Annotated in this window: 19 protein-coding genes; 13 read left to right on the top strand and 6 right to left on the bottom strand. The window is 69.8% G+C overall.

Features of this window, described 5'->3' with window-relative positions; translation table 11 throughout:
• Window positions 1-3 precede the first annotated feature (3 nt).
• From bcsE to H0X91_RS14400, 6 genes are read left to right on the top strand one after another with little or no spacing between them, the layout of a single operon-like run.
• Window positions 4-1,983 (top strand): cellulose biosynthesis protein BcsE, encoded by a 1,980-nt coding sequence (gene bcsE / locus H0X91_RS14425; RefSeq protein WP_058901361.1) that lies wholly within the window; start codon window positions 4-6, stop codon window positions 1,981-1,983.
• The gene (locus tag H0X91_RS14420; protein WP_012492530.1) at window positions 1,980-2,213 is read left to right on the top strand and encodes a hypothetical protein; all 234 of its coding nucleotides are present in this window, start codon (window positions 1,980-1,982) and stop codon (window positions 2,211-2,213) included. The genes bcsE and H0X91_RS14420 overlap by 4 nt, the downstream gene beginning before the upstream one ends.
• A complete protein-coding gene (gene bcsQ / locus H0X91_RS14415) occupies window positions 2,210-2,989 on the top strand; it encodes a cellulose biosynthesis protein BcsQ (protein WP_012492531.1) in 780 nt (259 codons plus the stop codon). Before H0X91_RS14420 ends, bcsQ begins: the two co-directional genes overlap by 4 nt.
• Window positions 2,986-5,523, top strand: a complete 2,538-nt coding sequence (gene bcsA / locus H0X91_RS14410; protein WP_060263226.1) for a UDP-forming cellulose synthase catalytic subunit — start codon at window positions 2,986-2,988, stop codon at window positions 5,521-5,523. The genes bcsQ and bcsA overlap by 4 nt, the downstream gene beginning before the upstream one ends.
• 27 nt (window positions 5,524-5,550) lie before the next feature.
• Window positions 5,551-7,107 (top strand): cellulose biosynthesis protein BcsG, encoded by a 1,557-nt coding sequence (bcsG, locus tag H0X91_RS14405; protein WP_062884598.1) that lies wholly within the window; start codon window positions 5,551-5,553, stop codon window positions 7,105-7,107.
• On the top strand, window positions 7,089-7,286 hold the full coding sequence (locus H0X91_RS14400) for a hypothetical protein (RefSeq protein WP_006482672.1): 198 nt from the start codon (window positions 7,089-7,091) through the stop codon (window positions 7,284-7,286). Before bcsG ends, H0X91_RS14400 begins: the two co-directional genes overlap by 19 nt.
• A gap of 55 nt (window positions 7,287-7,341) precedes the next feature.
• On the opposite strand, the gene H0X91_RS14395 is transcribed toward H0X91_RS14400, so the two are convergent.
• The 4 genes from H0X91_RS14395 to H0X91_RS14380 are packed head-to-tail and all read right to left on the bottom strand — an operon-like array spanning window position 7,342 to window position 10,562.
• Window positions 7,342-8,226: a pirin family protein gene (locus H0X91_RS14395; RefSeq protein ID WP_058901365.1), complete on the bottom strand. Its 885-nt coding sequence runs from the start codon at window positions 8,224-8,226 to the stop codon at window positions 7,342-7,344.
• Between the two features lie 32 nt (window positions 8,227-8,258).
• Entirely contained in the window at window positions 8,259-8,651 is a 393-nt protein-coding gene (locus H0X91_RS14390) for an OsmC family protein (RefSeq protein ID WP_006482674.1), read from the bottom strand.
• 44 nt (window positions 8,652-8,695) lie between these two features.
• On the bottom strand, window positions 8,696-10,276 hold the full coding sequence (locus tag H0X91_RS14385; RefSeq protein WP_006482678.1) for a cation:proton antiporter: 1,581 nt from the start codon (window positions 10,274-10,276) through the stop codon (window positions 8,696-8,698).
• A 25-nt stretch (window positions 10,277-10,301) separates the two neighbouring features.
• Entirely contained in the window at window positions 10,302-10,562 is a 261-nt protein-coding gene (locus H0X91_RS14380; RefSeq protein ID WP_006482681.1) for a XapX domain-containing protein, read from the bottom strand.
• A 275-nt stretch (window positions 10,563-10,837) separates the two neighbouring features.
• Here H0X91_RS14380 and H0X91_RS14375 point away from each other — a divergent pair, with 275 nt between their 5' ends.
• Entirely contained in the window at window positions 10,838-11,524 is a 687-nt protein-coding gene (locus H0X91_RS14375) for a hydrolase (protein ID WP_006482670.1), read from the top strand.
• 63 nt (window positions 11,525-11,587) lie between these two features.
• Here H0X91_RS14375 and H0X91_RS14370 read toward each other — a convergent pair whose 3' ends face one another.
• Window positions 11,588-12,511, bottom strand: coding sequence for a LysR family transcriptional regulator (locus tag H0X91_RS14370; RefSeq protein ID WP_006482668.1), 924 nt, complete (start codon window positions 12,509-12,511; stop codon window positions 11,588-11,590).
• A 98-nt stretch (window positions 12,512-12,609) separates the two neighbouring features.
• Here H0X91_RS14370 and H0X91_RS14365 point away from each other — a divergent pair, with 98 nt between their 5' ends.
• The 6 genes from H0X91_RS14365 to H0X91_RS14340 are packed head-to-tail and all read left to right on the top strand — an operon-like array spanning window position 12,610 to window position 18,292.
• Complete coding sequence (locus H0X91_RS14365; RefSeq protein WP_006493101.1) at window positions 12,610-12,777, top strand: DUF1427 family protein; 168 nt, start codon at window positions 12,610-12,612, stop codon at window positions 12,775-12,777.
• Between the two features lie 18 nt (window positions 12,778-12,795).
• Window positions 12,796-14,688, top strand: coding sequence for an amidohydrolase (locus H0X91_RS14360; protein WP_062884596.1), 1,893 nt, complete (start codon window positions 12,796-12,798; stop codon window positions 14,686-14,688).
• Window position 14,689: 1 nt separating this feature from the next.
• A complete protein-coding gene (locus H0X91_RS14355) occupies window positions 14,690-15,151 on the top strand; it encodes a DoxX family protein (RefSeq protein ID WP_196433101.1) in 462 nt (153 codons plus the stop codon).
• Window positions 15,152-15,177: 26 nt separating this feature from the next.
• On the top strand, window positions 15,178-16,092 hold the full coding sequence (locus H0X91_RS14350; RefSeq protein WP_006482679.1) for a hypothetical protein: 915 nt from the start codon (window positions 15,178-15,180) through the stop codon (window positions 16,090-16,092).
• A complete protein-coding gene (locus H0X91_RS14345; RefSeq protein ID WP_006497734.1) occupies window positions 16,089-16,790 on the top strand; it encodes a YoaK family protein in 702 nt (233 codons plus the stop codon). The genes H0X91_RS14350 and H0X91_RS14345 overlap by 4 nt, the downstream gene beginning before the upstream one ends.
• Window positions 16,787-18,292, top strand: a complete 1,506-nt coding sequence (locus H0X91_RS14340) for an alginate export family protein (RefSeq protein ID WP_062884593.1) — start codon at window positions 16,787-16,789, stop codon at window positions 18,290-18,292. The genes H0X91_RS14345 and H0X91_RS14340 overlap by 4 nt, the downstream gene beginning before the upstream one ends.
• A 109-nt stretch (window positions 18,293-18,401) precedes the next feature.
• On the opposite strand, the gene H0X91_RS14335 is transcribed toward H0X91_RS14340, so the two are convergent.
• Window positions 18,402-19,988 (bottom strand): acid phosphatase, encoded by a 1,587-nt coding sequence (locus H0X91_RS14335; protein WP_006490385.1) that lies wholly within the window; start codon window positions 19,986-19,988, stop codon window positions 18,402-18,404.
• Between the last annotated feature and the right edge of the window lie 201 nt (window positions 19,989-20,189).

The following is a 20,189-nucleotide window of genomic DNA, read 5'->3' as shown; positions in this document are numbered from 1 at the left end:
GCCGTGACTACGGAATTCGATGCCACCCGCCTCGCGCCCGGCGCCACCAGCCTGGTCGATCGCCTGCGCGCGTCGTTGCGCATGGGGCCGGCGGGCGGCCGCGCCGGCGCGTTGAGCCGGCTCGCGATCGACGGCCTGCCCGATACCTGGACGCAACTGGAAGCCGGCGGCCTGTATGCGATCTACGCGGCCGCCGGCACGCCGGGCTGCGATGCGCTCGTGTGGGAAAGCGCGCGCCAGGCGCGCACGCGCGACGTCACGGTCGTGCTGGCGCGCGATCCGGCGCGCGTCGCCGCGCAGATGGCCTCGCTCGGCTTCGCGGGCGGCGCGCAGCCGGCCGGCTGGCCGCGCAACCTGAACGTATTGGCGATGCCGCCGGCGGCCGGGCCGGCCGACGACGGTGTGGATGCCGGTGCGGCCGGCGGCACGCCGCGTCGCGCGGCACCGGGCCCGTTCGCGCGGCTGACCGGCGGCTTGCGCGCGATGAAGCGCTACGGGCTGCATGCCCGTTCGCTGTATTTCGTCGAAGGCGCGCAGCGCTGGTTCAGCTGGGACGATCCGGTCGCGCTCGCGGACGAAGCGCACGCGCTGGCCGACTGGTGCCGCACGCGCCGGATCGCGCTCGTGCTGCTGCTCGACCCCGAAGCGACCCGCGCGGGCGGCGACGCGCGCGCCGACGATGCGCCGCTCGTGCGCGATGCCGATCGCACGCCGCGCAGCGGCTTTCACGGCATCTGCTCGGGCGTCGCGCAGTTGCAGCGCACGCATGGCGAGCTGCTGTGGATCGTCGATTTCTGGCGCGCGGGCGACACGCTCGCGGCCGGCGAGGTGCGGCCGCTGCGCTTCGCGCCGGGCGGCCGGCTGTCGGCGAGCGTCGACGGCGGCGCGACCGAACCGGCGCGCCGGATGAAGCTCGCGAGTGACGAGGATCGCGTGGTGGTCAGCCGCGCGGTGGTCGACGGCGCGAGCCGCGTGCCGGACGGCTGGGAGATCGTCGACGACAATGCGGCCGTCGTCGCCGCGTGCGCGAGCGCGCAGGCCGCGACCGCGGTACTCGTGTTCCGCTCGCATGCGCAACTCGAAGCGCTTTGCGCGGACGTGCACGCGCTGCGCCGGCAGTGCGGCGGCGCGCTGAAGATCGCGGTCGTCGAGCGCGGCGAGGTGCTGCGCCACCAGTTCGAGGTGCTCGTGCTGAGCGTCGGCGCGAACCGGGTCGTCGCGCGCGACTTGCCCGTCTCGCGGATGCAGGCCGCCGTGCATGCGCTGCGCGGCCAGCTCTACGCGCGGCCCGTCGCGGCCGACTATCGCGCGGCGCTCGCGGCCGCGCTCGGCGATTCGGTGCTCGGCTATCTGCCGGTCGGCGCGTTCTGCCAGCGGATTCGCGCGGTGCTCGATCGCGGCGCCGTGCTCGCGCTGCCGCATACGCTCGCGAAGCTCACGCTGTTGCCGGGCGTGTCGCACGTCGATGCGTTGCGGCACTGCCGGCCGCGTCGCGCAGGCGACGTCGTGACGGCCGATGCGGCGCACCTGTTCGTGTTCCTGTTCGCGTGCGAGCCGGTCGACGCCGACGATGCGCTCGCGCGGATTTTCGACGTGCCGGTCGATACGCTGTCCGACCGCGTCGTGTGCCTCGGGCAGGGCAGCATCGATACCGAGCTCGAGACGCTGAAGGCCGCGAACCGGCGCGCGCCGATCGCCGACTACAGCGACCTGTTCGCGGCGCCGCAGCCGGCGGGCGCCGCGCGCGCATCGACCGCGCCCGCCGAGCCCGGTGCGGCGTTGCCCGACGCGGGCGAGGTGAGCGCTGCGATCGACGCGATCGATACCCTGGTCGCGCTCGACGCGATGGGCGTGCCGCAGCAGGCCACGCCCGCCGCCGTCGAGGCCGGCGTCGCGTCGACGCCGGACCCCGTCATTCCCGCCGCGCGTGCGCGCGGCGCCGTCCGCAGCGCGATGCCGCTGCGCAAGCAGGAGGACGCATGATCGCCGAACTCGTCATCGGCTTCATCGTCGGTATCGTGATCGCGGTGCCGGTATGGATCGTCGCGCAGCACCTCGGCGTCGGCCGCGGCTTCCACGCGCCGCGCGGCATCGACCGCCGCGACGCGGTGCCGTGCGCACTCGTGCCGGTCGCGCTGCGCGGCCGCCTGCTGCCGGGCGCCGGCAACGAAGGCGGCGAACTCAACGAGCGCGACAGCAAGGCGCCACGATGAAAACGATCGCCCTCACCTCGACGACGGGCGGCGCGGGCCGCACGACGCTCGCCGCCGCGCTCGCGGTACTGCTCGCGCGCCGCGGCCGGCCGGTCGTCGCCGTCGAATTCGATGCACAGAACCTGATGGGCGCGACGCTCGGCCTCGATACGCTGGCCGAACACGGTCTCGCGCACAGCCTGCTGGGTGGCGCCGAACCGTGGCACGCGCACACGTGGCGCAACGCCGACGGCGTGCTGTTCGTGCCGTACGGGCAAGTCGATGCGGCGGAGGCCGCCGCGTGCGATGCGCGGCTCGTGGCCGATCCGGCGTGGCTGCCGCGCGCGCTCGACGAGATCGCGCTGCCGGCCGATGGCGTCGTGCTGGTCGACACCGCCCGTTATCCGTCGCCGCAGGCCGCGCAGGCGATCCGTTGCGCGGACCTGACGCTCGTCGTCGTGCCGCCGGAGCCGGTCGCGTGCGCGACGACGGCCGCGCGGCTCGGCGCGTTGCGGGCCGGCCGCGGCGAACTGCAGATCGTCGTGAACCGGCTGAACCCGGCGCGCGACATGCAGCGCGACGCGCTGGCGATGCTGCGTGCGGTCGCGGGGCCGGCGTCGATGCTCGAGCAGCGCATCCACGTCGACGCGGCCGTGCCCGAGGCGCTCGCGCGCGGCAGCTGGATCTTCGACGACGCGCCGTATTCGCAGGCGTCGCACGACCTGAACGGCGTCGCGAACTGGGTCGACACGTGGCTCGCGGCGACCGTCGCGGGCCGTACCGGAGCGGGGCGATGAAGGCCGCGTTCGGCGCGCGACTGCGTGCGTTCGGCCGGCGCGTGGCCGACTGGTGCGCGCGCGGCATCGGGCTGCCGGCGGAACGCACGCGGGTGGACTGGCTCGTGCGGCTGTTTTTCCACGCGCCGCCGCCTGGCCGGCCCGATCACGTACGCCGCTGGGTGCGTGTCGCGTTCCTGCGGCTCGCGCACGACTGGGGCGTGCTGCAGCCGCTCAGCGTGCGCGAATGGCTGTGGCGCGCGATCGTGCGCGCGCCGCGCGTGGCCGACGGCCGTCCCGCGCGCGATCCGCTCGCGTGGTTCGACACGTTCGTGGTGCCCGTCTACGTGGCCGGGCGCGCGCTCGGCAGGCGCATCAACGCGATGCTCGAGCGTCTGCCGTGGGCGCGCTGGGGCGGCTGGCTCGATGCGCGCGCGAACGGCGTCGGCCGGCGCCGCTGGCTCGCGCCGCTGCTGCTGGTGGCCGGCGCCGTGCTGTGGGCCGCGGCCGGGATGTCGCCGCTGATGCCCGGCGCGCAGTTCGCGTTCTTCGCGATCGTCGCGGTGCTCGCGCTCGCGCTGCGCCGCCTGCCGGGCCATTTGCCGACCCTTGCGCTCGCGTCGCTCGCGCTGCTCGCGGCGGTGCGCTACGTGTGGTGGCGCACGACCCAGACGCTCGACTTCCGCAGCCCGGTCGAAGCCGTCGCCGGTTACCTGCTGTATGGCGCCGAAGCCTATACGTGGATGATCCTGCTGCTCGGCTTCGTGCAGACCGCGTGGCCGCTCGACCGGCCGATCGTGCCGCTGCCCGACGATCCGGACAACTGGCCGACCGTCGACGTCTATATCCCGACCTACAACGAGCCGCTGTCGGTCGTGAAGCCGACCGTGTTCGCCGCGCAGAGCATCGACTGGCCGAGCGCGAAACTGCGCGTATACCTGCTCGACGACGGCCGCCGTCCGGAATTCGCGGCATTCGCGGCCGAGGCCGGCATCGATTACCTGACGCGCGACGACAACCTTCACGCGAAGGCCGGCAACATCAACCGCGCACTGCCGAAGACGCACGGCGAGTACATCGCGATCTTCGACTGCGATCACGTGCCGACGCGCTCGTTCCTGCAGACGACGATGGGCGTGTTCCTGCGCGATCCGAAGTGCGCGCTCGTGCAGACGCCGCACCATTTCTTCTCCCCAGACCCGTTCGAGCGCAACCTCGGCACGTTCCGCGAGATCCCGAACGAGGGCAACCTGTTCTACGGCCTCGTGCAGTCCGGCAACGACCTGTGGAACGCGACGTTCTTCTGCGGCTCGTGCGCGGTGCTCAAGCGCAGCGCGCTGGAGGAGGTCGGCGGCGTCGCGGTCGAGACCGTGACCGAGGATGCGCATACGGCGCTCAAGCTGCACCGGCGCGGCTATACGTCGGCGTACCTGCCGACCGTGCAGGCGGCCGGCCTCGCGACCGAAAGCCTTGCCGGCCACGTGAAGCAGCGCACGCGCTGGGCGCGCGGGATGGCGCAGATCTTCCGCATCGACAACCCGTTCCTCGGGCGCGGGCTCGGCCTGATCCAGCGGATCTGCTACGGCAACGCGATGCTGCATTTCTTCTACGGGATTCCGCGGCTGGTGTTCCTGACGATCCCGCTCGCGTACCTGTTCTTCCACCTGTACTTCATCAACGCGTCGTCGCTGGCGCTCGCGAGCTACGTGATCCCGTATCTCGTGCTTGCGAACATCGCGAACTCGCGGATGCAGGGCCGCTACCGGCATTCGTTCTGGGCCGAGGTCTACGAATCGGTGCTCGCGTGGTACATCGCGCTGCCGACCACCGTCGCGTTCTTCAGCCCGAAGCACGGCAAGTTCAACGTGACCGACAAGGGCGGCAAGATCGACGAAGGTTACGTCGACTGGTCGACGTCGAAGCCGTATCTCGTGCTGTTCGCGCTGAACGTGCTCGCGATCGCCGCCGGCCTGTGGCGGCTCGTGGCCGACCAGGGTGACGAGGCGTCGACGATCCTGATCACGCTCGGCTGGACCGTGTACAACCTCGCGATGCTCGGCGCGGCGCTGGCCGTCGCGCGCGAGACCAGGCAGGTGCGCGTCACGCACCGGATCGCGATGCGCGTGCCGGCGATGCTGCTGCTCGCCGACGGCTCGACCGCCGCGTGCTTCACGAGCGACTACTCGACGGGCGGCCTCGGGCTCGAAGCGGTGCCCGGGCTGCCGCTCGCCGTCGGCGACACGCTGACGGTGTGCGTGACGCGCGGCGACCGCGCGTTCCCGTTCCCGGTGCGCGTGACGCGCGTGACGTCGACCCATGTCGGCGTGAGCTTCGACGAACTGACGCTCGAACAGGAACGCCAGCTCGTGCAATGCACGTTCGGCCGCGCCGATGCGTGGCTCGACTGGCATGAAGGCGCGCGGCCCGACACGCCGCTCGGCGGGCTCAAGGAAGTGCTGCGGATCGGGCTGGACGGTTACGTACGAATGTGGAAGGGTGCGGCGCGCGGCGTGCAGACGATGCTCGCGCCGAAACTCGATCGCGCGCGCGACTGACGCGGCGCGCATCATGGAGTGGGTTAGATGACGTTCTGGAATCTGTATTTCATCCTGAAGTTCGCGCTGTTCGCGACCGGGCACCTGCAGCCGTTCTGGCTCGCGAACCTCGCATTCGCGGTGGCGCTGGCGGCGAGCGCGCCGCTGCGCGCGCGTGCGTGGCGCATCGTCCGGCAGGTCGTGGCGATCGCGATCGCGGTGCCGCTGCTCGCGCGCGAGCTGCATGCGCCGCCGCTCGCCCGTCTCGCGGAGGCCGCGCGCGAAGTCAGCACGTTCCGCCTCGACTACTGGATGGAACTGCTGCCGCGTCTGTTGCCGCCGGTGCTGGCGCTGACGATCGTCGGCGTGCTGATCGTCTATTTCATCGTCAATCGCTGGCTGCGCGTCGCGACGTTCGTGCTGGCCGTGCTGATCGTGATGCCGCTGTGGCAGGCCGGCAGCGGGCTGATGGCGCGCGTCGTCGCGCCGGCCCAGCCGCAGGCGAACGTGGCGGGCGCCACGCGTGTCGACCAGCCCGAGGACCACAACGCGGCGCTCGCGACGTTCCGCGCGCAGGAATCGCAGCGGCAGGTCGCGTTCGGCCATCTCGGCAGCGATCCGGCCGCGCAGTTCGACGTGATCGTGTTGCACATCTGCTCGCTGTCTTGGGACGACCTCGATGCGGCGAAGGTGCGCAACCACCCGATGCTGAGCCACTTCGACTACCTGTTCACGAACTTCAGCACGGCCGCGAGCTATAGCGGCCCGGCGGCGATCCGCGTGCTGCGCGCGAGCTGCGGGCAGGAAGCGCATGCGGACCTGTACAAGCCCGCACCGCAGCAGTGCCATTTGTTCTCGCAACTGGCGGGCGCGGGCTACACCGTGCAGTCGCTGCTGAACCACGACGGCCATTTCGACAACTTCCTGCAGGTGATCCACGACAACATCGGCGTGGCCGATGCGCCGATGATCTCGAACGCGGCGGCGCCCGTCGCGATGCACGCGTTCGACGGCTCGGCGATCAAGGACGACTACGCGACGCTCGCGAACTGGTACGCGCAGCGTGCGGCGGTGCCGGGGCCGGTCGCGCTGTACTACAACACGATCAGCCTGCACGACGGCAACCGCGTCGTCGGCAGCGCGCTGACGAGCATCGACTCGTATCCGCAGCGCGCGACGAAAATGATGACCGATTTCGATCGTCTCGCCGACCTGATCGCGCAATCGGGCCGCCGCGCGGTGATCGTGTTCGTGCCCGAGCACGGCGCCGCGTTGCGCGGCGACAAGAACCAGGTCGCGGGCCTGCGCGAGATTCCGACGCCGCGCATCGTGCACGGGCCGGTCGGCGTGCGGCTCGTCGGCTTCGCCGGCAACCACGGCGCGACGACCGTGATCGAGCAGCCGACCAGCTTCCTCGCGCTCGCGCAGTTGCTGTCGAACCTCGTGTCGAACAGCCCGTTCAAGCCGGGCGCGACGCTCGCGCAATACGCGGCCGATTTGCCGCGCACGCGGATGATCGGCGAGAACGAGGGCACGGTGACGATGCAGACGGCCGCGGGTTACGCGGTGAAAACTCTGGATGGCGTATGGATCGACGAACAGTAACGATCGCCGGCGAAGGCGACGACGAGCGCCTGTCGCAACCGAACGACGTGATCGGCCTCGCGCGGCATCTGCCCGCGCTCGATCCCGAACGCTATGTCGACGAACAGGCGCGCCGTGCGTTCGATGCGTCGCTCGATCGCTGGCCGACGCTCGCGAAGCTGATGGGACTGAAGCGGTAAACGCACGACGGCCGGCGTGGCGGCCGGCCGTCGTCGGTGGGGCGGGGCGCGCCGCTTACTGCGTCCGGCGTTCCGGCTGGCGCGTCCATTCGCCTTCTTCGCCCGGCACCTTGCCGAACGTCTGATCGGCCCATGCGGCACGCGCCGCGTCGATCTTCGCGCGGTCGCTCGACACGAAATTCCATTCGATGAACCGCTCGCCCGGCAGGTGGGCGCCGCCGAGCAGCATCGCGCGTGCGCCGTGCGCGCTCGCGAGCGCGACCGTCGCGCCCGGTTCGAGCACGGCCATCGTCGCCGGGGCGAGCGGCGTGCCGTCGACGGTGAGGTCGCCGTCGACGAGATATACGCCGCGTTCGTCGTGCTCCGCATCGAGCGCGAGCTGTCCGCCCGACGCGAATTCCGCAACCGCATAAAGCGTGGGCGAGAACACGGCGACCGGCGACGCGAGTCCGAACGCGGTGCCCGCGATCACGCGCACGGTCGCGCCGTCGCGCGTGAACGACGGCAGCGTGTCGGCCGCGTGGTGGACGAACGCGGGCGCGGTGTCTTCATGCTCGACCGGCAGCGCGACCCAGGTCTGGATGCCGTGTACCGGCTGCTCGCGCGGCCGATCCTCGTCGGGCGAGCGCTCCGAATGCACGATGCCGCGGCCGGCCGTCATCCAGTTCACGTCGCCCGGCACGATCTTCTGCCGGAAGCCGAGGCTGTCGTGATGCATCAGCGAGCCGTCGAACAGGTAGGTGACGGTCGCGAGCCCGATGTGCGGATGCGGCAGCACGTCGATGCCGCGGCCGGCCGGCAGCACCGCGGGCCCCATTTCGTCGAAGAAGATGAACGGGCCGACGAGGCGCGCGGCGCGCGCGGGCAGCACGCGGCGCACGACGAGGTTGCCGATGTCGCTTTCGCGCGGCGTGAGCAGGGTCTTGATCGAGGCGGACATGACGGGAATCTCGTGACGGTGGCGGGCAGCGATCAGGCGATCGCCGTGTCGATCGTGATCGGATGCGTGAGGATCTTGTGGACCGGGCACGCGTTCGCGATTTGCAGCAGGCGTTCGCGCTGCTCGTCGGTCAGGTCGCCGTCGAGCGTGATGCGGCGCACGATCGTGCTGCCTGCGCTGCCCGATTCGTGCGCGAGCTTCACGTGCACTTCGGCGAGCGGCCAGCCCTTTCGTTGCGCATACATCTTCAGCGTGATCGCGGTGCAGGCACCGAGGCTCGACAGCAGCAGCGCGACGGGCGTCGGCGCCGCATCGCCGCCGCCGAGCGACGCGGGTTCGTCGGCGCGCCACTGATGGACGCCGTCGGTGAAGTGGACGAGGTAATCGACCGAGCCGATGCTCGCTTCGACGGACAGTTCGCTCATTGCGGTTCCAGGTGGGAAAGGGGACGGGCCGGGCAGGCCGGACGTTACGGTTCGAGCAGGCGCTGCAGCCGCAGCTCCTCGAAATCGAGTTCCGATTCTATGCGGTGCAGTACCGCGTCGTCGACCTTGCCGTCGCGATGCAGGTCGAGCAGCGCGCGGCGCGATATGCCGACGAGCTCGAGTTCGACGCGCAGCATGCGGGCGCGCACGCCGGCCGGTTCGGCGCCTTGCCGGTGCGCGCGTTCGTTGAACGTGACGCGGTTGCGGTATTCGGCGAGCAGGCGGTCGAGCGACGGCTGCTCGAGCGCCGAGCCGTGCTGCCCGAGCGTATCGAGTTCGGCGAGCGCCGCGCCGAACGTGTGCGCGCGCACCGCATGTTCGGACATCGTGTGGCGCGCGGCCGGGCGCAGCTTCAGCACGCGAATGAGCGGCGCGAGCGTGCCGCCCTGCACGACGAGCGTCGCGATGATCAGCAGGAAGGTACTGAACAGGATCAGGTCGCGGCCGGGGAAGTTGGCGGGCAGCGCGATCGCGGCCGCGAGGCTCACGACGCCGCGCATGCCCGACCAGCCGAGCACGACGGCTTCGCGCCACGACCACGGTGTGTGGCCCGCGCGCCGCGCACGCAGGCGGCCCGGCAGCCACATCGCGACGAACACCCACACGACGCGCGCACCGATCGCGGCGGCCGTCGCCGGCAGCGCGACCCGCAGGCCGGCCATCAGCACCGCGCCTTCGTGGTTCACGCGTGCGAGGATCGCATGCAGCGCGAGGCCGATCAGGATGAACACGAGCGCGTCGAGCACGAACACGATCGCCTCCCACGTCGCCTTCGCCTTGATCCGCATGTCGGCGTTGAACACCCGATGCTGGCGCACGCCGAGCACGAGCCCGCAGGTGACGACCGACAGCACGCCCGAGCCGTCGACGGCTTCCGCGATCCCGTAGCTGCCCCATGCCATCGCGAACGTCACGACGATGCCGAGCATCGGATCGCGCAGGCGCGGCAGCACCCAGCACATCGCGTGGCCGCACGCGAGGCCGACCGCGATGCCGATCAGCGTGAGCGAGAAGAACAGGCCGGTGGCACTGGCCGCCGTGATCGACACGGCGAGCGCGGCCGACACGGCCATCTGGTACAGCAGCAGGCCCGACGCATCGTTGACGAGACTTTCGCCCTCGAGCACCGCGACGAGCCGCGCGGGCAGCGGGTGGCGTTGCAGGATCGCCTTCGCGGCGACCGCGTCGGGCGGCGACACGATCGCGCCGAGCGTGAAGCACGCGGCCCACGGCAGCGCGGGATTCGCCGCATGCACGGCGAGCGCGACCGCGACGGTCGTGAACGCCACGGCGCCGAGCGCGAGCGACGCGATCGACGCGAGTTCCTGCCGGAATTCCTTCCACGCGGTGTAGAACCCGCTCGACATCAACAGCGGCGGCAGCACGGCCGCGAGCAGCAGCGCCGGGTCCATGTCGGGCACGCGCTTGCCCGCGACGGCGACCACGCAGCCGCCGAGCAGCAGCACGACGGCCGGCGGAATCGAAATCCGCTCGGCGAGCCAGGTGAGGGCGCCCGCGCCGCAGATCAACAGCAGCAGGTAATGGAACAGCTCGACGTTGGTCATGCGCGGCCGGCGGCGATGGGGTGGATCACGAAGGCTTGCGGTCGTTCGCGGCGCCGCCCGGCAGCGCGCCGAACATGTGCTGGCTGCACTGTGCGTCGCGCCATGCGGTGTTCAGCCGATGGCCGGACAACATCCGGCGCGCGACGGGCAGGATCTGTTCGCCGGCCAGCATGCCGAGCAGGCCGGTGAGCGCGATGAGCGGCGGCGCCGGCGAATTCACGCCGAGTGCGCCGTAGATGACGCCCGCGAGGAGGCCGGCGATCAGCGACAGGAAATACGGTTTCATGGTGAGCTTCCGTGAGGGCCGACGGGCGGCGCGGTGCATGCCGTCAAGAACTTGAAAGCGTAGCGGGTTTGCGTGAAGAAAAAAAGGGCGGGCAGCCCCGAACGGGCATTCGTTCAGGAATCGGATCGATTCCATTTCTTGGGTGTTCGCGCCGTGCGTTTGCGGCTTAAATATTTCGGCCCGGATGACGATCCGGCGTCGACGCACACCAGGCTCCTCCCGTTTTCACGGTCGAGGCAGGCCCCCCTTTTTCCGTTCACAGGACCCCATTCGCCATGAGCAACCCGAAGCTTGAAGTACTGACGCCGCACAACAGCCAGCTGATCTTCATCGACCAGCAGCCGCAGATGGCGTTCGGCGTGCAGTCGATCGATCGCCAGACGCTGAAGAACAACGTCGTCGGGCTCGCGAAGGCCGCGAAGGTCTTCGACATCCCGACCACGATCACGACGGTCGAAAGCGACAGCTTCTCGGGCCACACCTATCCCGAGCTGCTCGACGTGTTCCCGAACCAGAAGACGCTCGAACGGACGTCGATGAATTCGTGGGACGACCAGAAGGTGCGCGACGCGCTCGCCGCGAACGGTCGCAAGAAGGTGATCGTGTCGGGGCTGTGGACCGAGGTCTGCAATACGACGTTCGCGCTGTGCGCGATGCTCGAGGGCGACTACGAGATCTACATGGTCGCCGACGCGTCGGGCGGCACGTCGCAGGCCGCGCACGATTTCGCGATGCAGCGCATGGTGCAGGCCGGCGTGGTGCCGGTCACGTGGCAGCAGGTCCTGCTCGAGTGGCAGCGCGACTGGGCGCGCCGCGACACGTACGACGCCGTGATGGCGATCGCGAAGGAGCACTCGGGCGCATACGGGATGGGCGTCGACTACGCGTACACGATGGTCCACAAGGCGCCGCAGCGCACCGCGACGCCGCACGAGTCGATTCCGGCCGTGCCCGCGAAGTAACGGGCCGGCGGCCGCGCTGGCCGCGCCGGAGGCGGCGAGCGCCTGCCACCGCTCATCACGCGTTCAGGCGGCGGGCAGCGCCCACGGCGCGTGCGCGAAGCGTTCCGCGAGGAAGTCGAGCAGCACCGTCACGCGCGCGGCGCGCAGCATGCCGGGCGGCGTGACGAGGTTCACGTTGATGTCCGCGATCTTCCAGTCGCTCATCACTTCCTCGAGCTCGCCGCGCTGCATCGCGTCCCACACGAGGAACTCGGGCTGCAGCGCCAGGCCGTGACCGCCGACGAGCGCGGGGAGGATCACGTCCGCGTTGTTGGTGCGGATGCGCCCGTGGACGGACACGCCGACTTCGTCGCCCGACGCCGGATGGCGGAAGCGCCAGTGCTCGGGTGTCGGCAAGTTGGTGTACGTGAGGCACACGTGCTGTTCGATGTCGCGCGGATGCGTGGGGCGGCCGCGCCGGTCGAGATACGCGGGCGATGCGACGAGCGGCCGGCGCACCGCGCAGAGGCGGCGCGAACGCAGCGTCGAATCGTTCAGCTCGGCGATGCGGATCGCGACGTCGAAGCCGCCCGACACGATGTCGACGATGTGATCGGTGAGCACGAGATCGATGTCGACGCGCGGATAGCGTTCGAGAAACGCCGGCAGCACCGGCGACAGATGGCGCAGCCCGAACGACATCGGCGCATTCACGCGCACGAGGCCGTGCGGCTCGAGCGCCTGCGCGGACGCTTCGTTCTCGATCAGCTCCGCATCGGCGAGCAGGCGGATCGCGCGGTCGCGCAGCAGTTCGCCGGTCGGCGTGAGCGACAGCTTGCGCGACGTGCGGTACAGCAGCATCGCGCCGAGGCGTTTTTCGAGGCGCGCGATCGCCTTCGACACGGTGGGTTGCGATACGCCGAGCAGGTCGGCGGCTTTCGCGAACGAACCGGTCTCCGCGACGCGCGCAAAGATGGCCCAGGCTTCGAGATCAGGAAGGTGTTGCATGGTCGGCGTGAATGGCAGGGAAGCGAAACGGATGCGATGCGCCGCGCAGGCGGCCTCGCGATGCCGGTGATTCTAATCCGGCCGGGAGAAAAAACGTTATGGAATCTTATCTAATTTCATTGGGCGCCGGCGCGCTGATCGGCGTCGTGTACAGCGTGATCAGGGTGCGCTCGCCGGCACCGCCGCTGATCGCGCTGGTGGGCCTCGCCGGCATGCTGGCCGGCGCGCAGGCCATCGCGCCGGTTCGTCACTGGCTCGGCTTCTGACCGCATCGAGGACATTTCATGAGCGCAACCGATACCCAACCCGATCTGATCCTGCACAACGGGCGCATCACGACGCTCGATCGTGCGAACCCGGTCGCGACCGCCGTCGCGATCAAGGACGGCCGCTTCGTCGCGGTCGGCGGCAATGCGGAGATCGTGCCGCTCGCGGGCCGCGCGACGAAGGTCGTCGACCTCGACGGCCGCACCGTGCTGCCGGGCCTGATCGACAACCATACGCACGTGATTCGCGGTGGCCTGAATTACAACCTGGAGCTGCGCTGGGACGGCGTGCGGTCGCTCGCGGTCGCGATGGAGATGCTCAAGCGCCAGGTCGCGATCACGCCCGCGCCGCAGTGGGTGCGTGTGGTCGGCGGCTTCACCGAGCACCAGTTCGCCGAGAAGCGGCTGCCGACGATCGCCGAACTCAATGCAGTCGCACCCGACACGCCGGTGTTCATCCTGCACCTGTACGACCGCGCGCTGCTGAACGCGGCCGCGCTGCGGGTGGTCGGCTACACGAAGGACACGCCGGAGCCGCCGGGCGGCACGATCCTGCGCGACGACGCGGGCAACCCCACCGGCCTGCTGCTCGCGAACCCGAACGCGACGATCCTCTACGCGACACTCGCGAAAGGCCCGAAGCTGCCGTTCGAGTATCAGTACAACTCGACGCGCCACTTCATGCGCGAGCTGAACCGGCTGGGCGTGACGGGCGTGATCGACGCGGGCGGCGGGTCGCAGAATTATCCCGACGATTACGAAGTGATCCGCAAGCTGCACGACACGGGCGAGATGACGATCCGGATCGCGTACAACCTGTTCACGCAGAAGCCGAACGCGGAGAAGGAAGACTTCGTGAACTGGACCAGGAGCGTCACGTATCACGACGGCACCGACTATTTCCGTCACAACGGCGCGGGCGAGATGCTGGTGTTTTCCGCGGCCGACTTCGAGGATTTCCGCGTCGCGCGCCCGGACCTGCCCGCGCAGATGGAAGACGATCTCGAAGGCGTCGTGCGCGTGCTCGCGCAGAACCGCTGGCCCTGGCGCATGCACGCGACCTACGACGAAACGATCAGCCGCGCGCTCGACGTGTTCGAGAAGGTCAACGAAGACATCCCGCTCGACGGGCTGAACTGGTTCTTCGATCACGCGGAAACCATCTCCGAGCAATCGATGGACCGCATCGCCGCGCTCGGCGGCGGCATCGCGGTGCAGCACCGGATGGCGTACCAGGGCGAATACTTCGTGGAACGTTACGGCGCGCGCGCCGCCGAGGCGACGCCGCCCGTCGCGAAGATGCTCGACAAGGGGCTGAAGGTGTCGGCCGGCACGGACGCGACACGCGTCGCGTCGTACAACCCGTGGGTGTCGCTCGCGTGGCTCGTGACGGGCAAGACGGTCGGTGGCCTCAGGATGTATCCGCAGCGCAACCTGCTCGATCGCGAAACCGCGCTGCGGATGTGGACCGAATACGTGACGTGGTTCTCGAACGAAGAGGGCAAGAAAGGGCGCATCGCGGTCGGGCAACTGGCCGACCTGATGGTCCCCGATCGCGATTTCTTCACCTGCGCGGAGGACGATATCGTCGACACGAGCGCGTTGCTGACGGTGGTCGGCGGCAAGATCGTGTGGGGCGCGGGGCCGTTCGCGTCGCACGACGCGCCGATTCCGCCGGCGATGCCGGACTGGTCGCCGGTGCGCGAGTACGGCGGCTATGGCGGCTGGGGCGCGACGCAGCGCAACGGCGCGCCGTTGCAGCGCGCGGCAGCGGCCGCCGCGGCGTGCGGCTGTTCGAGCGCGTGCAACGTGCACGGGCATGCGCATGCGGGCGCATGGGGCCGCGCGTTGCCGACGTCGGACGCGAAGGGCTTCTGGGGCGCGTTCGGCTGTTCGTGCTGGGCGGTCTGACATGGCGGCTCCGACCCACCGCGGCGGCGCCGGCAATCCGGCGTGGGTCCGCGCGCTGCTCGCGCAGCCGGAGGTGCTGCCGCTCGCGCGGCTCGCGCTGGTGTCCGCATATCTGATCGGCGGCGTCGCGAAGGCGCTGGATTTTCACGGCGCGGTGGCGGAGCAGGCGCATTTCGGCCTGCAGCCGGCTGCGCTGTGGGCGGCGCTGGCGATCGCGGTCGAGATCGCCGGCTCGCTGTGCGTGGTGTTCAACCGCTTCACGTGGCTCGGCGCCGGCAGCCTCGGCATGCTGACGCTGGTCGCGATGGCCGTGGCCAACGATTTCTGGAACCGGACGGGCGCCGAGCACTTCATGGCGCTCAACAGCTTTTTCGAGCATCTCGGGCTGATCGCGGCACTCGTGCTCGCGACCCGGCTCGCCGATGCACCGCACGCGGCCGATGATGGCCGCTCCAATCGATGACGATGCAACAACCAGGAAAGCCTTTCATGAAAACGATTCGTTCAGTGCTGCTCGCCGCGATGTGCGCGGGCGGCCTTGCCGGTGCGCCGGCGGCGTTCGCGAAACCGCCGGTGCCGCCGGCGGTCGCGCCGACGGTGGCGGTCGGTCCGCAGTACGACACGACCCACGTGTGCGTCGCGCCGGAAGACTTCGACCGCTTCACCGACAGCTTCGTCGCGACCTTCGGCGGCAAGAAGTCGAAGCAGGGCGTGTTCCAGGTCACGCCCACGCCGAGCCAGACGATGTCGCAACTGGTGCTGACGCCGGTCGGCACGATCTCGGTGTTCGGCTTCAAGACCCCGATCCCGTATCCGTTCTGTGCCGAGCGCACCGGCTATCTCGTGACCGACATGGACGTCGCGGTGAAATCCGCGCGCGAGCACGGCGCCGACGTGATCGTCGACACGTTCCCCGATCCGATCGGCCGCGACGCGATCATCGCGTGGGCGGGCGACGTGAAGATGCAGCTCTACTGGCATACCCAGGCGCCGCACTACGACGCGTTGCAGACCATCCCCGAGAATCGCGTGTACGTGTCGCCGCAGAGCGTACGCAAGTTCGTGCACGATTTCGTCAAGTTCTCGAAGGGCAAGGTGGTGTCCGACGACCTGAAGGCGCCGGGCATCGAAATCGGCCGGCCGAACGACACGTACCGCCGCATTCGCATCGAATCGGGCTTCGGCAAGATGACCGTGCTCGTGACCGATGGTCACCTGCCTTACCCGTTCGGCCGCGAGATGACCGGCTACGAAGTGGCCGATCTCGCCGCGACGCTGAAGCAGGCACAGGCCGCGGGCGTGACGGTGCTCGTGCCGGCCTTCACGTCGGACGGCCGCGACGCGGCGCTCGTGCAGTTTCCGGGCGGCTACGTCGCCGAGATCCACGCGAGCGCGGCGCGATGAAGCACGAGGATACGATCCTTGCCGCGGTGGCCGGCTTCGTCGACACGCTGAGCTTCGTCGCGCTGTTCGGGCTGTTCACCGCGCACGTCACCGGCAACTTCGTGCTGATCGGCGCGGGCATCGCGGGCTTCGGCCAGGGCGTCGTGCTGAAGCTCAGCGTGTTTCCTGCGTTCGTGTGCGGCGTGATCGCGAGCAGCCTGATCGCGCGGTCGATGGCCGCGCGGCCGGCCTGGCAGGGCACGCGCATGCTGCACGCGGTGCAGGCCGTGCTGCTGCTCGGGTTCTGCGCGGCCGGCGTGTGGGCGACGCCCGTCACGCAACCGGACAGCCTGCCGGCGCTCGTGGCCGGCATCGTCGGCACGTTCGCGATGGGCGTGCAGAATGCGCATCCGCGCGTGATCGCGCGCGCGGGCGGCGTGCCGAACACGGTGATGACGGGCAACGTGACGCAGGCGATCCTCGATGCCGTCGACATGCTGTCGCCCGGCACGGCGGACAGCGCGCGTGCGACGGCGCGGGCGCGCTTCGCGAAGATGCTGCCGGCGATCGTCGCGTTCGCGCTCGGCGCGGCATGCGGCGCGCTCGGGTTTCGCGCCGTCGGGTTTCTTGCATTGCTCGCGCCCGTCGGTGCGCTGGCGGCGCTGGCGCTGGGGGCGGCGTCGCCAGCGGCCGGCACGACCCCGCGGGAGCCCGCATGATCGAGCGTCGGCGAAGCGGGCGCCGCGGCCGCCACTTCGAGCGGGCCGCGCGCGTGTCGATCGTCGCGGGATTGATGCTCTCGGGCGCCGACGCGGCGTTCGCGGAAACGGCAGCCGCGTCGGCGTCGACGCCGACATCGACCGCGTCGTCGGCCTCGGCGCTCGCGGCCACCAGCGCATCGACGTGCCCGGCCAAGCGTCCCGCCGTCCTGTTCAACCGCTGGCAGGAAGACTGGTCGGTGCTCGCGAATCCCTGTGTGCCGCGCGCGCCGCTCGACGGGCTGAAAGCCATTGCGCTCGGCAACGATCCGTCCTCCTATCTGTCGCTCGGCGTGAACCTGCGCGAGCGGCTCGAAACCAACGACGCGCCGCTGTTCGGCATCGGCGCCGCGCAATCGGATACGTACCTGATCCAGCGCGTCGAAGTGCATGCCGATGCGCATCTCGGCCGGCACTGGCAGTTCTTCGTGCAGTTGCAGGATGCGCGCGCGTTCGGCAAGAACACGATCGCGCCGGTCGACCGCAATCCGCTCGATCTCGAACAGGCGTTCGCGACCTACACGGGCGCGCTCGGCGGCGGCACGCTGAAGTTCCGCGTCGGCCGTCAGGAGATGGCGTTCGACTTGCAGCGCTTCATCGCCGCGCGCGACGGCCCGAACGTGCGGCAGGCGTTCGATGCGGTGTGGGTCGACTACGAGTATCGGAAGTGGCGCTTCATCGCGTATGCGACGCAGCCGGTGCAGAACCGTACCGTGTCCACGTTCGACGACGTGTCGAATCGCGATCTCACGTTCAGCGGCGTGCGCTTCGAGCGGCAGTCGGTCGGGCCGGGCGATCTGTCCGGCTACTGGTCGCGCTACAACCGCGGCCACGGGCGTTTCCTCGACGCGAGCGGCCCCGAGCATCGCGACGTGTGGGACGTCCGCTACACGGGCACGCACGGCCGCTTCGACTGGGACCTCGAAACGATGCTGCAGACGGGCACGGTCGGCAACGACACGATCGCCGCATGGGCCGTCGGTTCGATCGCCGGCTACCGGCTCGACGCGCCGTGGTCGCCGCGCATCGCGCTGCAGGTCGACGCGGCGTCGGGCGACCGGCATCCGCGCGATGGCCGGGTCGGCACGTTCAATCCGCTGTTTCCGAACGGCTACTACTTCACGCTCGCCGGCTACACCGGCTACTCGAACCTGATCCACGTGAAGCCGTCCGTGACGCTGAAGCCGTCGCCGAACCTGTCGCTGCTCGGCGCGCTCGGCTTCCAGTGGCGCGAGACGACCGGCGACGCCGTCTACCAGCAGGGCAATGCGGTCGTGCCGGGCACCGCGGGCAAGGGCGGGTTGTGGACGGGGATGTACGTGCAGCTGCGTGCGGACTGGACGATCGCCGCGAACCTGATCGGCGCGCTCGAGGCCGTGCATTTCCAGGTCGGCGATGCGATCCGGCAGGCGGGCGGGCACAACGCCGACTACGTCGGCGTCGAGCTGAAGTACGGCTGGTAAGGCAAGCGCGCGGTCACGCGGACCCATGAACAAGGGCGGCCAGGAGGCCGCCCTTCGTTCGTTCGGAGCCGGCATCGCCGCCGGCTCGTTCGCGGTGGCCGCGATGCGATTACAGGTTCGGCGACAGCGCGAGCGCGTTCGTCAGGTCGCCCATCGGCTGGGCGCCGTTCGCCTTCAGCGCGTCGTCGCGTTGCTGCAGGCCGGCGAGGCGCGGCAGCGAGAAGCGGCGCGTGATGAAGCGCAGGATCGAACCCGTGTCGTACTGCGTGTGGTCGACGAAGCCCTTCTTCGCGAACGGCGACACGATCAGCGCCGGAATGCGGGTGCCCGGGCCCCAGCGGTCGGCGGTCGGCGGCGCGGCGTGATCCCAGAAGCCGCCGTTTTCGTCGTACGTGACGACCACGACCATGTTCTTCCACTGCGGGCTGGCCTGCAGGTGCGCGATCACATCGGCGATGTGCTGGTCGCCGGACGTGACGTCCGTGTAGCCCGGATGCTCGTTCAGGTTGCCTTGCGGCTTGTAGAACGCGACCTGCGGCAGCGTGCCCGCGTCGATTGCCTTGATGAACTCCGCGCCGTTCGCGCCGCCGTCGAGCAGGTGCTGCGCGCGGCTCGCGGTGCCCGGCGCCTGGTTCGCGAAATAGTTGAACGGTTGGTGGTGCGGCTGGAAGTTCGGCGTCGACAGGTCGGCGCCGTAGATCACGTTCGACGTGCCGTTCTGGCTCGCCTGCAGCGCCTGGCCCCACGCGCCGCCATACCACGCCCACGACACGCCCGCGTTGGTCATCAGGTCGCCGATGTTGGTCGCCGTCTGCGGCGGCATCGTCGACGGATTGGCCGGGTCGGCCAGCAGCGGATCGCCGCCCGCGGCCGCCTTGTTGCCGCTCGGCTGATACGCTGGCTGCATCGTGTTGATGCCGTAGAAGTCCGGCGTCAGTGCGCCGTCGTTGACGAACTTCGGCGGCCCGCTCAGCGCGGAAGCCGGCGAGTTCGTCGCGACCTTCAGCGACTTGCCGTCGGCGTTCAGCACGGCGATCTTGCCGGCCGCCGGGCTCTTGTCGGCGTTCGGGTAGTACGGCGCGCACGCGCAGATCAGGTACTGGTGGTTCAGGAACGAGCCGCCGAACGCGCCCATGAAGAAGTTGTCGGCGAGCACGTACTGCTGCGCGATCTTCCACAGCGGCAGCTTCGACGGATCGGCCGTGTAGTGGCCCATCGTCAGGCCGCCCGCGTCGGTCCATGCGGCGTACATGTCGTTCTTGCCGCCGTTGATCTGCATCTGGTCCTGGTAGAAGCGGTGCACGATGTCGCGCGTCGCGATGCTCATCGACTGGTTGAAGCCGTTCGGATCGTCGATCGCGAACGGCGCGTTCGGCAGGTTCGCCGTCATCGCCTCGGTCACCGCCGGCGTGATGCCGGTCGCGGTCAGGCCGCCCCAGATCTTCGGCAGCGTCGCCATCGTCGAGCCGTCGCGGTCCTTCTGCACCGAATTCGCGGCCGTCGCGTTCTGCAGACCGTTCGCGCCCGGGAAGTTGCCGTACAGGTTGTCGAAGCTGCGGTTTTCCGCGTAGATCACGACGACGTTCTTGACGGCCGACAGGCCCTGCTGCGTCACGTCGTCGCCGCCGCAGGCGGTCAGGCTGAGCGCGGCCGCAAGGGCGATCGGCGTGTAGCGAATCCAGGCGTGCTTCTTCATGCGATGTTCTCTCTCATTCGTCGTTGGTCGCGTGTGGGAACCGGGTGGCGGAGGGCCGGCGCGCGAACCTCGCGGTACCGCCCGGCTGCGCGCATTATCTGGAACCGATTTGACAGCCGGGTGTAGGGACGCTTTCAATTGACTGTCGGTTGAACGTCATCCAACGGTCACGGAACTGACATAAGCTCCGGCCGATTGCCC

Source organism: Burkholderia sp. 9777_1386, from assembly GCF_015712265.1.
GTDB classification, from domain to species: Bacteria; Pseudomonadota; Gammaproteobacteria; order Burkholderiales; family Burkholderiaceae; genus Burkholderia; species Burkholderia cenocepacia.
This window is presented reverse-complemented; position numbering and strand designations above follow the sequence as displayed.

Coding starts and splice junctions, on each gene's coding strand:
- bcsG (WP_062884598.1), top strand. CDS start 5,551: ATGACGTTCTGGAATCTGTATTTCATCCTGAAGTTCGCGCTGTTCGCG.
- H0X91_RS14345 (WP_006497734.1), top strand. CDS start 16,089: ATGAAGCACGAGGATACGATCCTTGCCGCGGTGGCCGGCTTCGTCGAC.
- H0X91_RS14380 (WP_006482681.1), bottom strand. CDS start 10,562: ATGAAACCGTATTTCCTGTCGCTGATCGCCGGCCTCCTCGCGGGCGTC.
- H0X91_RS14390 (WP_006482674.1), bottom strand. CDS start 8,651: ATGAGCGAACTGTCCGTCGAAGCGAGCATCGGCTCGGTCGATTACCTC.
- H0X91_RS14360 (WP_062884596.1), top strand. CDS start 12,796: ATGAGCGCAACCGATACCCAACCCGATCTGATCCTGCACAACGGGCGC.
- H0X91_RS14395 (WP_058901365.1), bottom strand. CDS start 8,226: ATGTCCGCCTCGATCAAGACCCTGCTCACGCCGCGCGAAAGCGACATC.
- H0X91_RS14365 (WP_006493101.1), top strand. CDS start 12,610: ATGGAATCTTATCTAATTTCATTGGGCGCCGGCGCGCTGATCGGCGTC.
- bcsQ (WP_012492531.1), top strand. CDS start 2,210: ATGAAAACGATCGCCCTCACCTCGACGACGGGCGGCGCGGGCCGCACG.
- H0X91_RS14400 (WP_006482672.1), top strand. CDS start 7,089: ATGGATCGACGAACAGTAACGATCGCCGGCGAAGGCGACGACGAGCGC.
- H0X91_RS14350 (WP_006482679.1), top strand. CDS start 15,178: ATGAAAACGATTCGTTCAGTGCTGCTCGCCGCGATGTGCGCGGGCGGC.
- H0X91_RS14375 (WP_006482670.1), top strand. CDS start 10,838: ATGAGCAACCCGAAGCTTGAAGTACTGACGCCGCACAACAGCCAGCTG.
- H0X91_RS14340 (WP_062884593.1), top strand. CDS start 16,787: ATGATCGAGCGTCGGCGAAGCGGGCGCCGCGGCCGCCACTTCGAGCGG.
- H0X91_RS14385 (WP_006482678.1), bottom strand. CDS start 10,276: ATGACCAACGTCGAGCTGTTCCATTACCTGCTGCTGTTGATCTGCGGC.
- H0X91_RS14335 (WP_006490385.1), bottom strand. CDS start 19,988: ATGAAGAAGCACGCCTGGATTCGCTACACGCCGATCGCCCTTGCGGCC.
- H0X91_RS14370 (WP_006482668.1), bottom strand. CDS start 12,511: ATGCAACACCTTCCTGATCTCGAAGCCTGGGCCATCTTTGCGCGCGTC.
- H0X91_RS14355 (WP_196433101.1), top strand. CDS start 14,690: ATGGCGGCTCCGACCCACCGCGGCGGCGCCGGCAATCCGGCGTGGGTC.
- bcsA (WP_060263226.1), top strand. CDS start 2,986: ATGAAGGCCGCGTTCGGCGCGCGACTGCGTGCGTTCGGCCGGCGCGTG.
- H0X91_RS14420 (WP_012492530.1), top strand. CDS start 1,980: ATGATCGCCGAACTCGTCATCGGCTTCATCGTCGGTATCGTGATCGCG.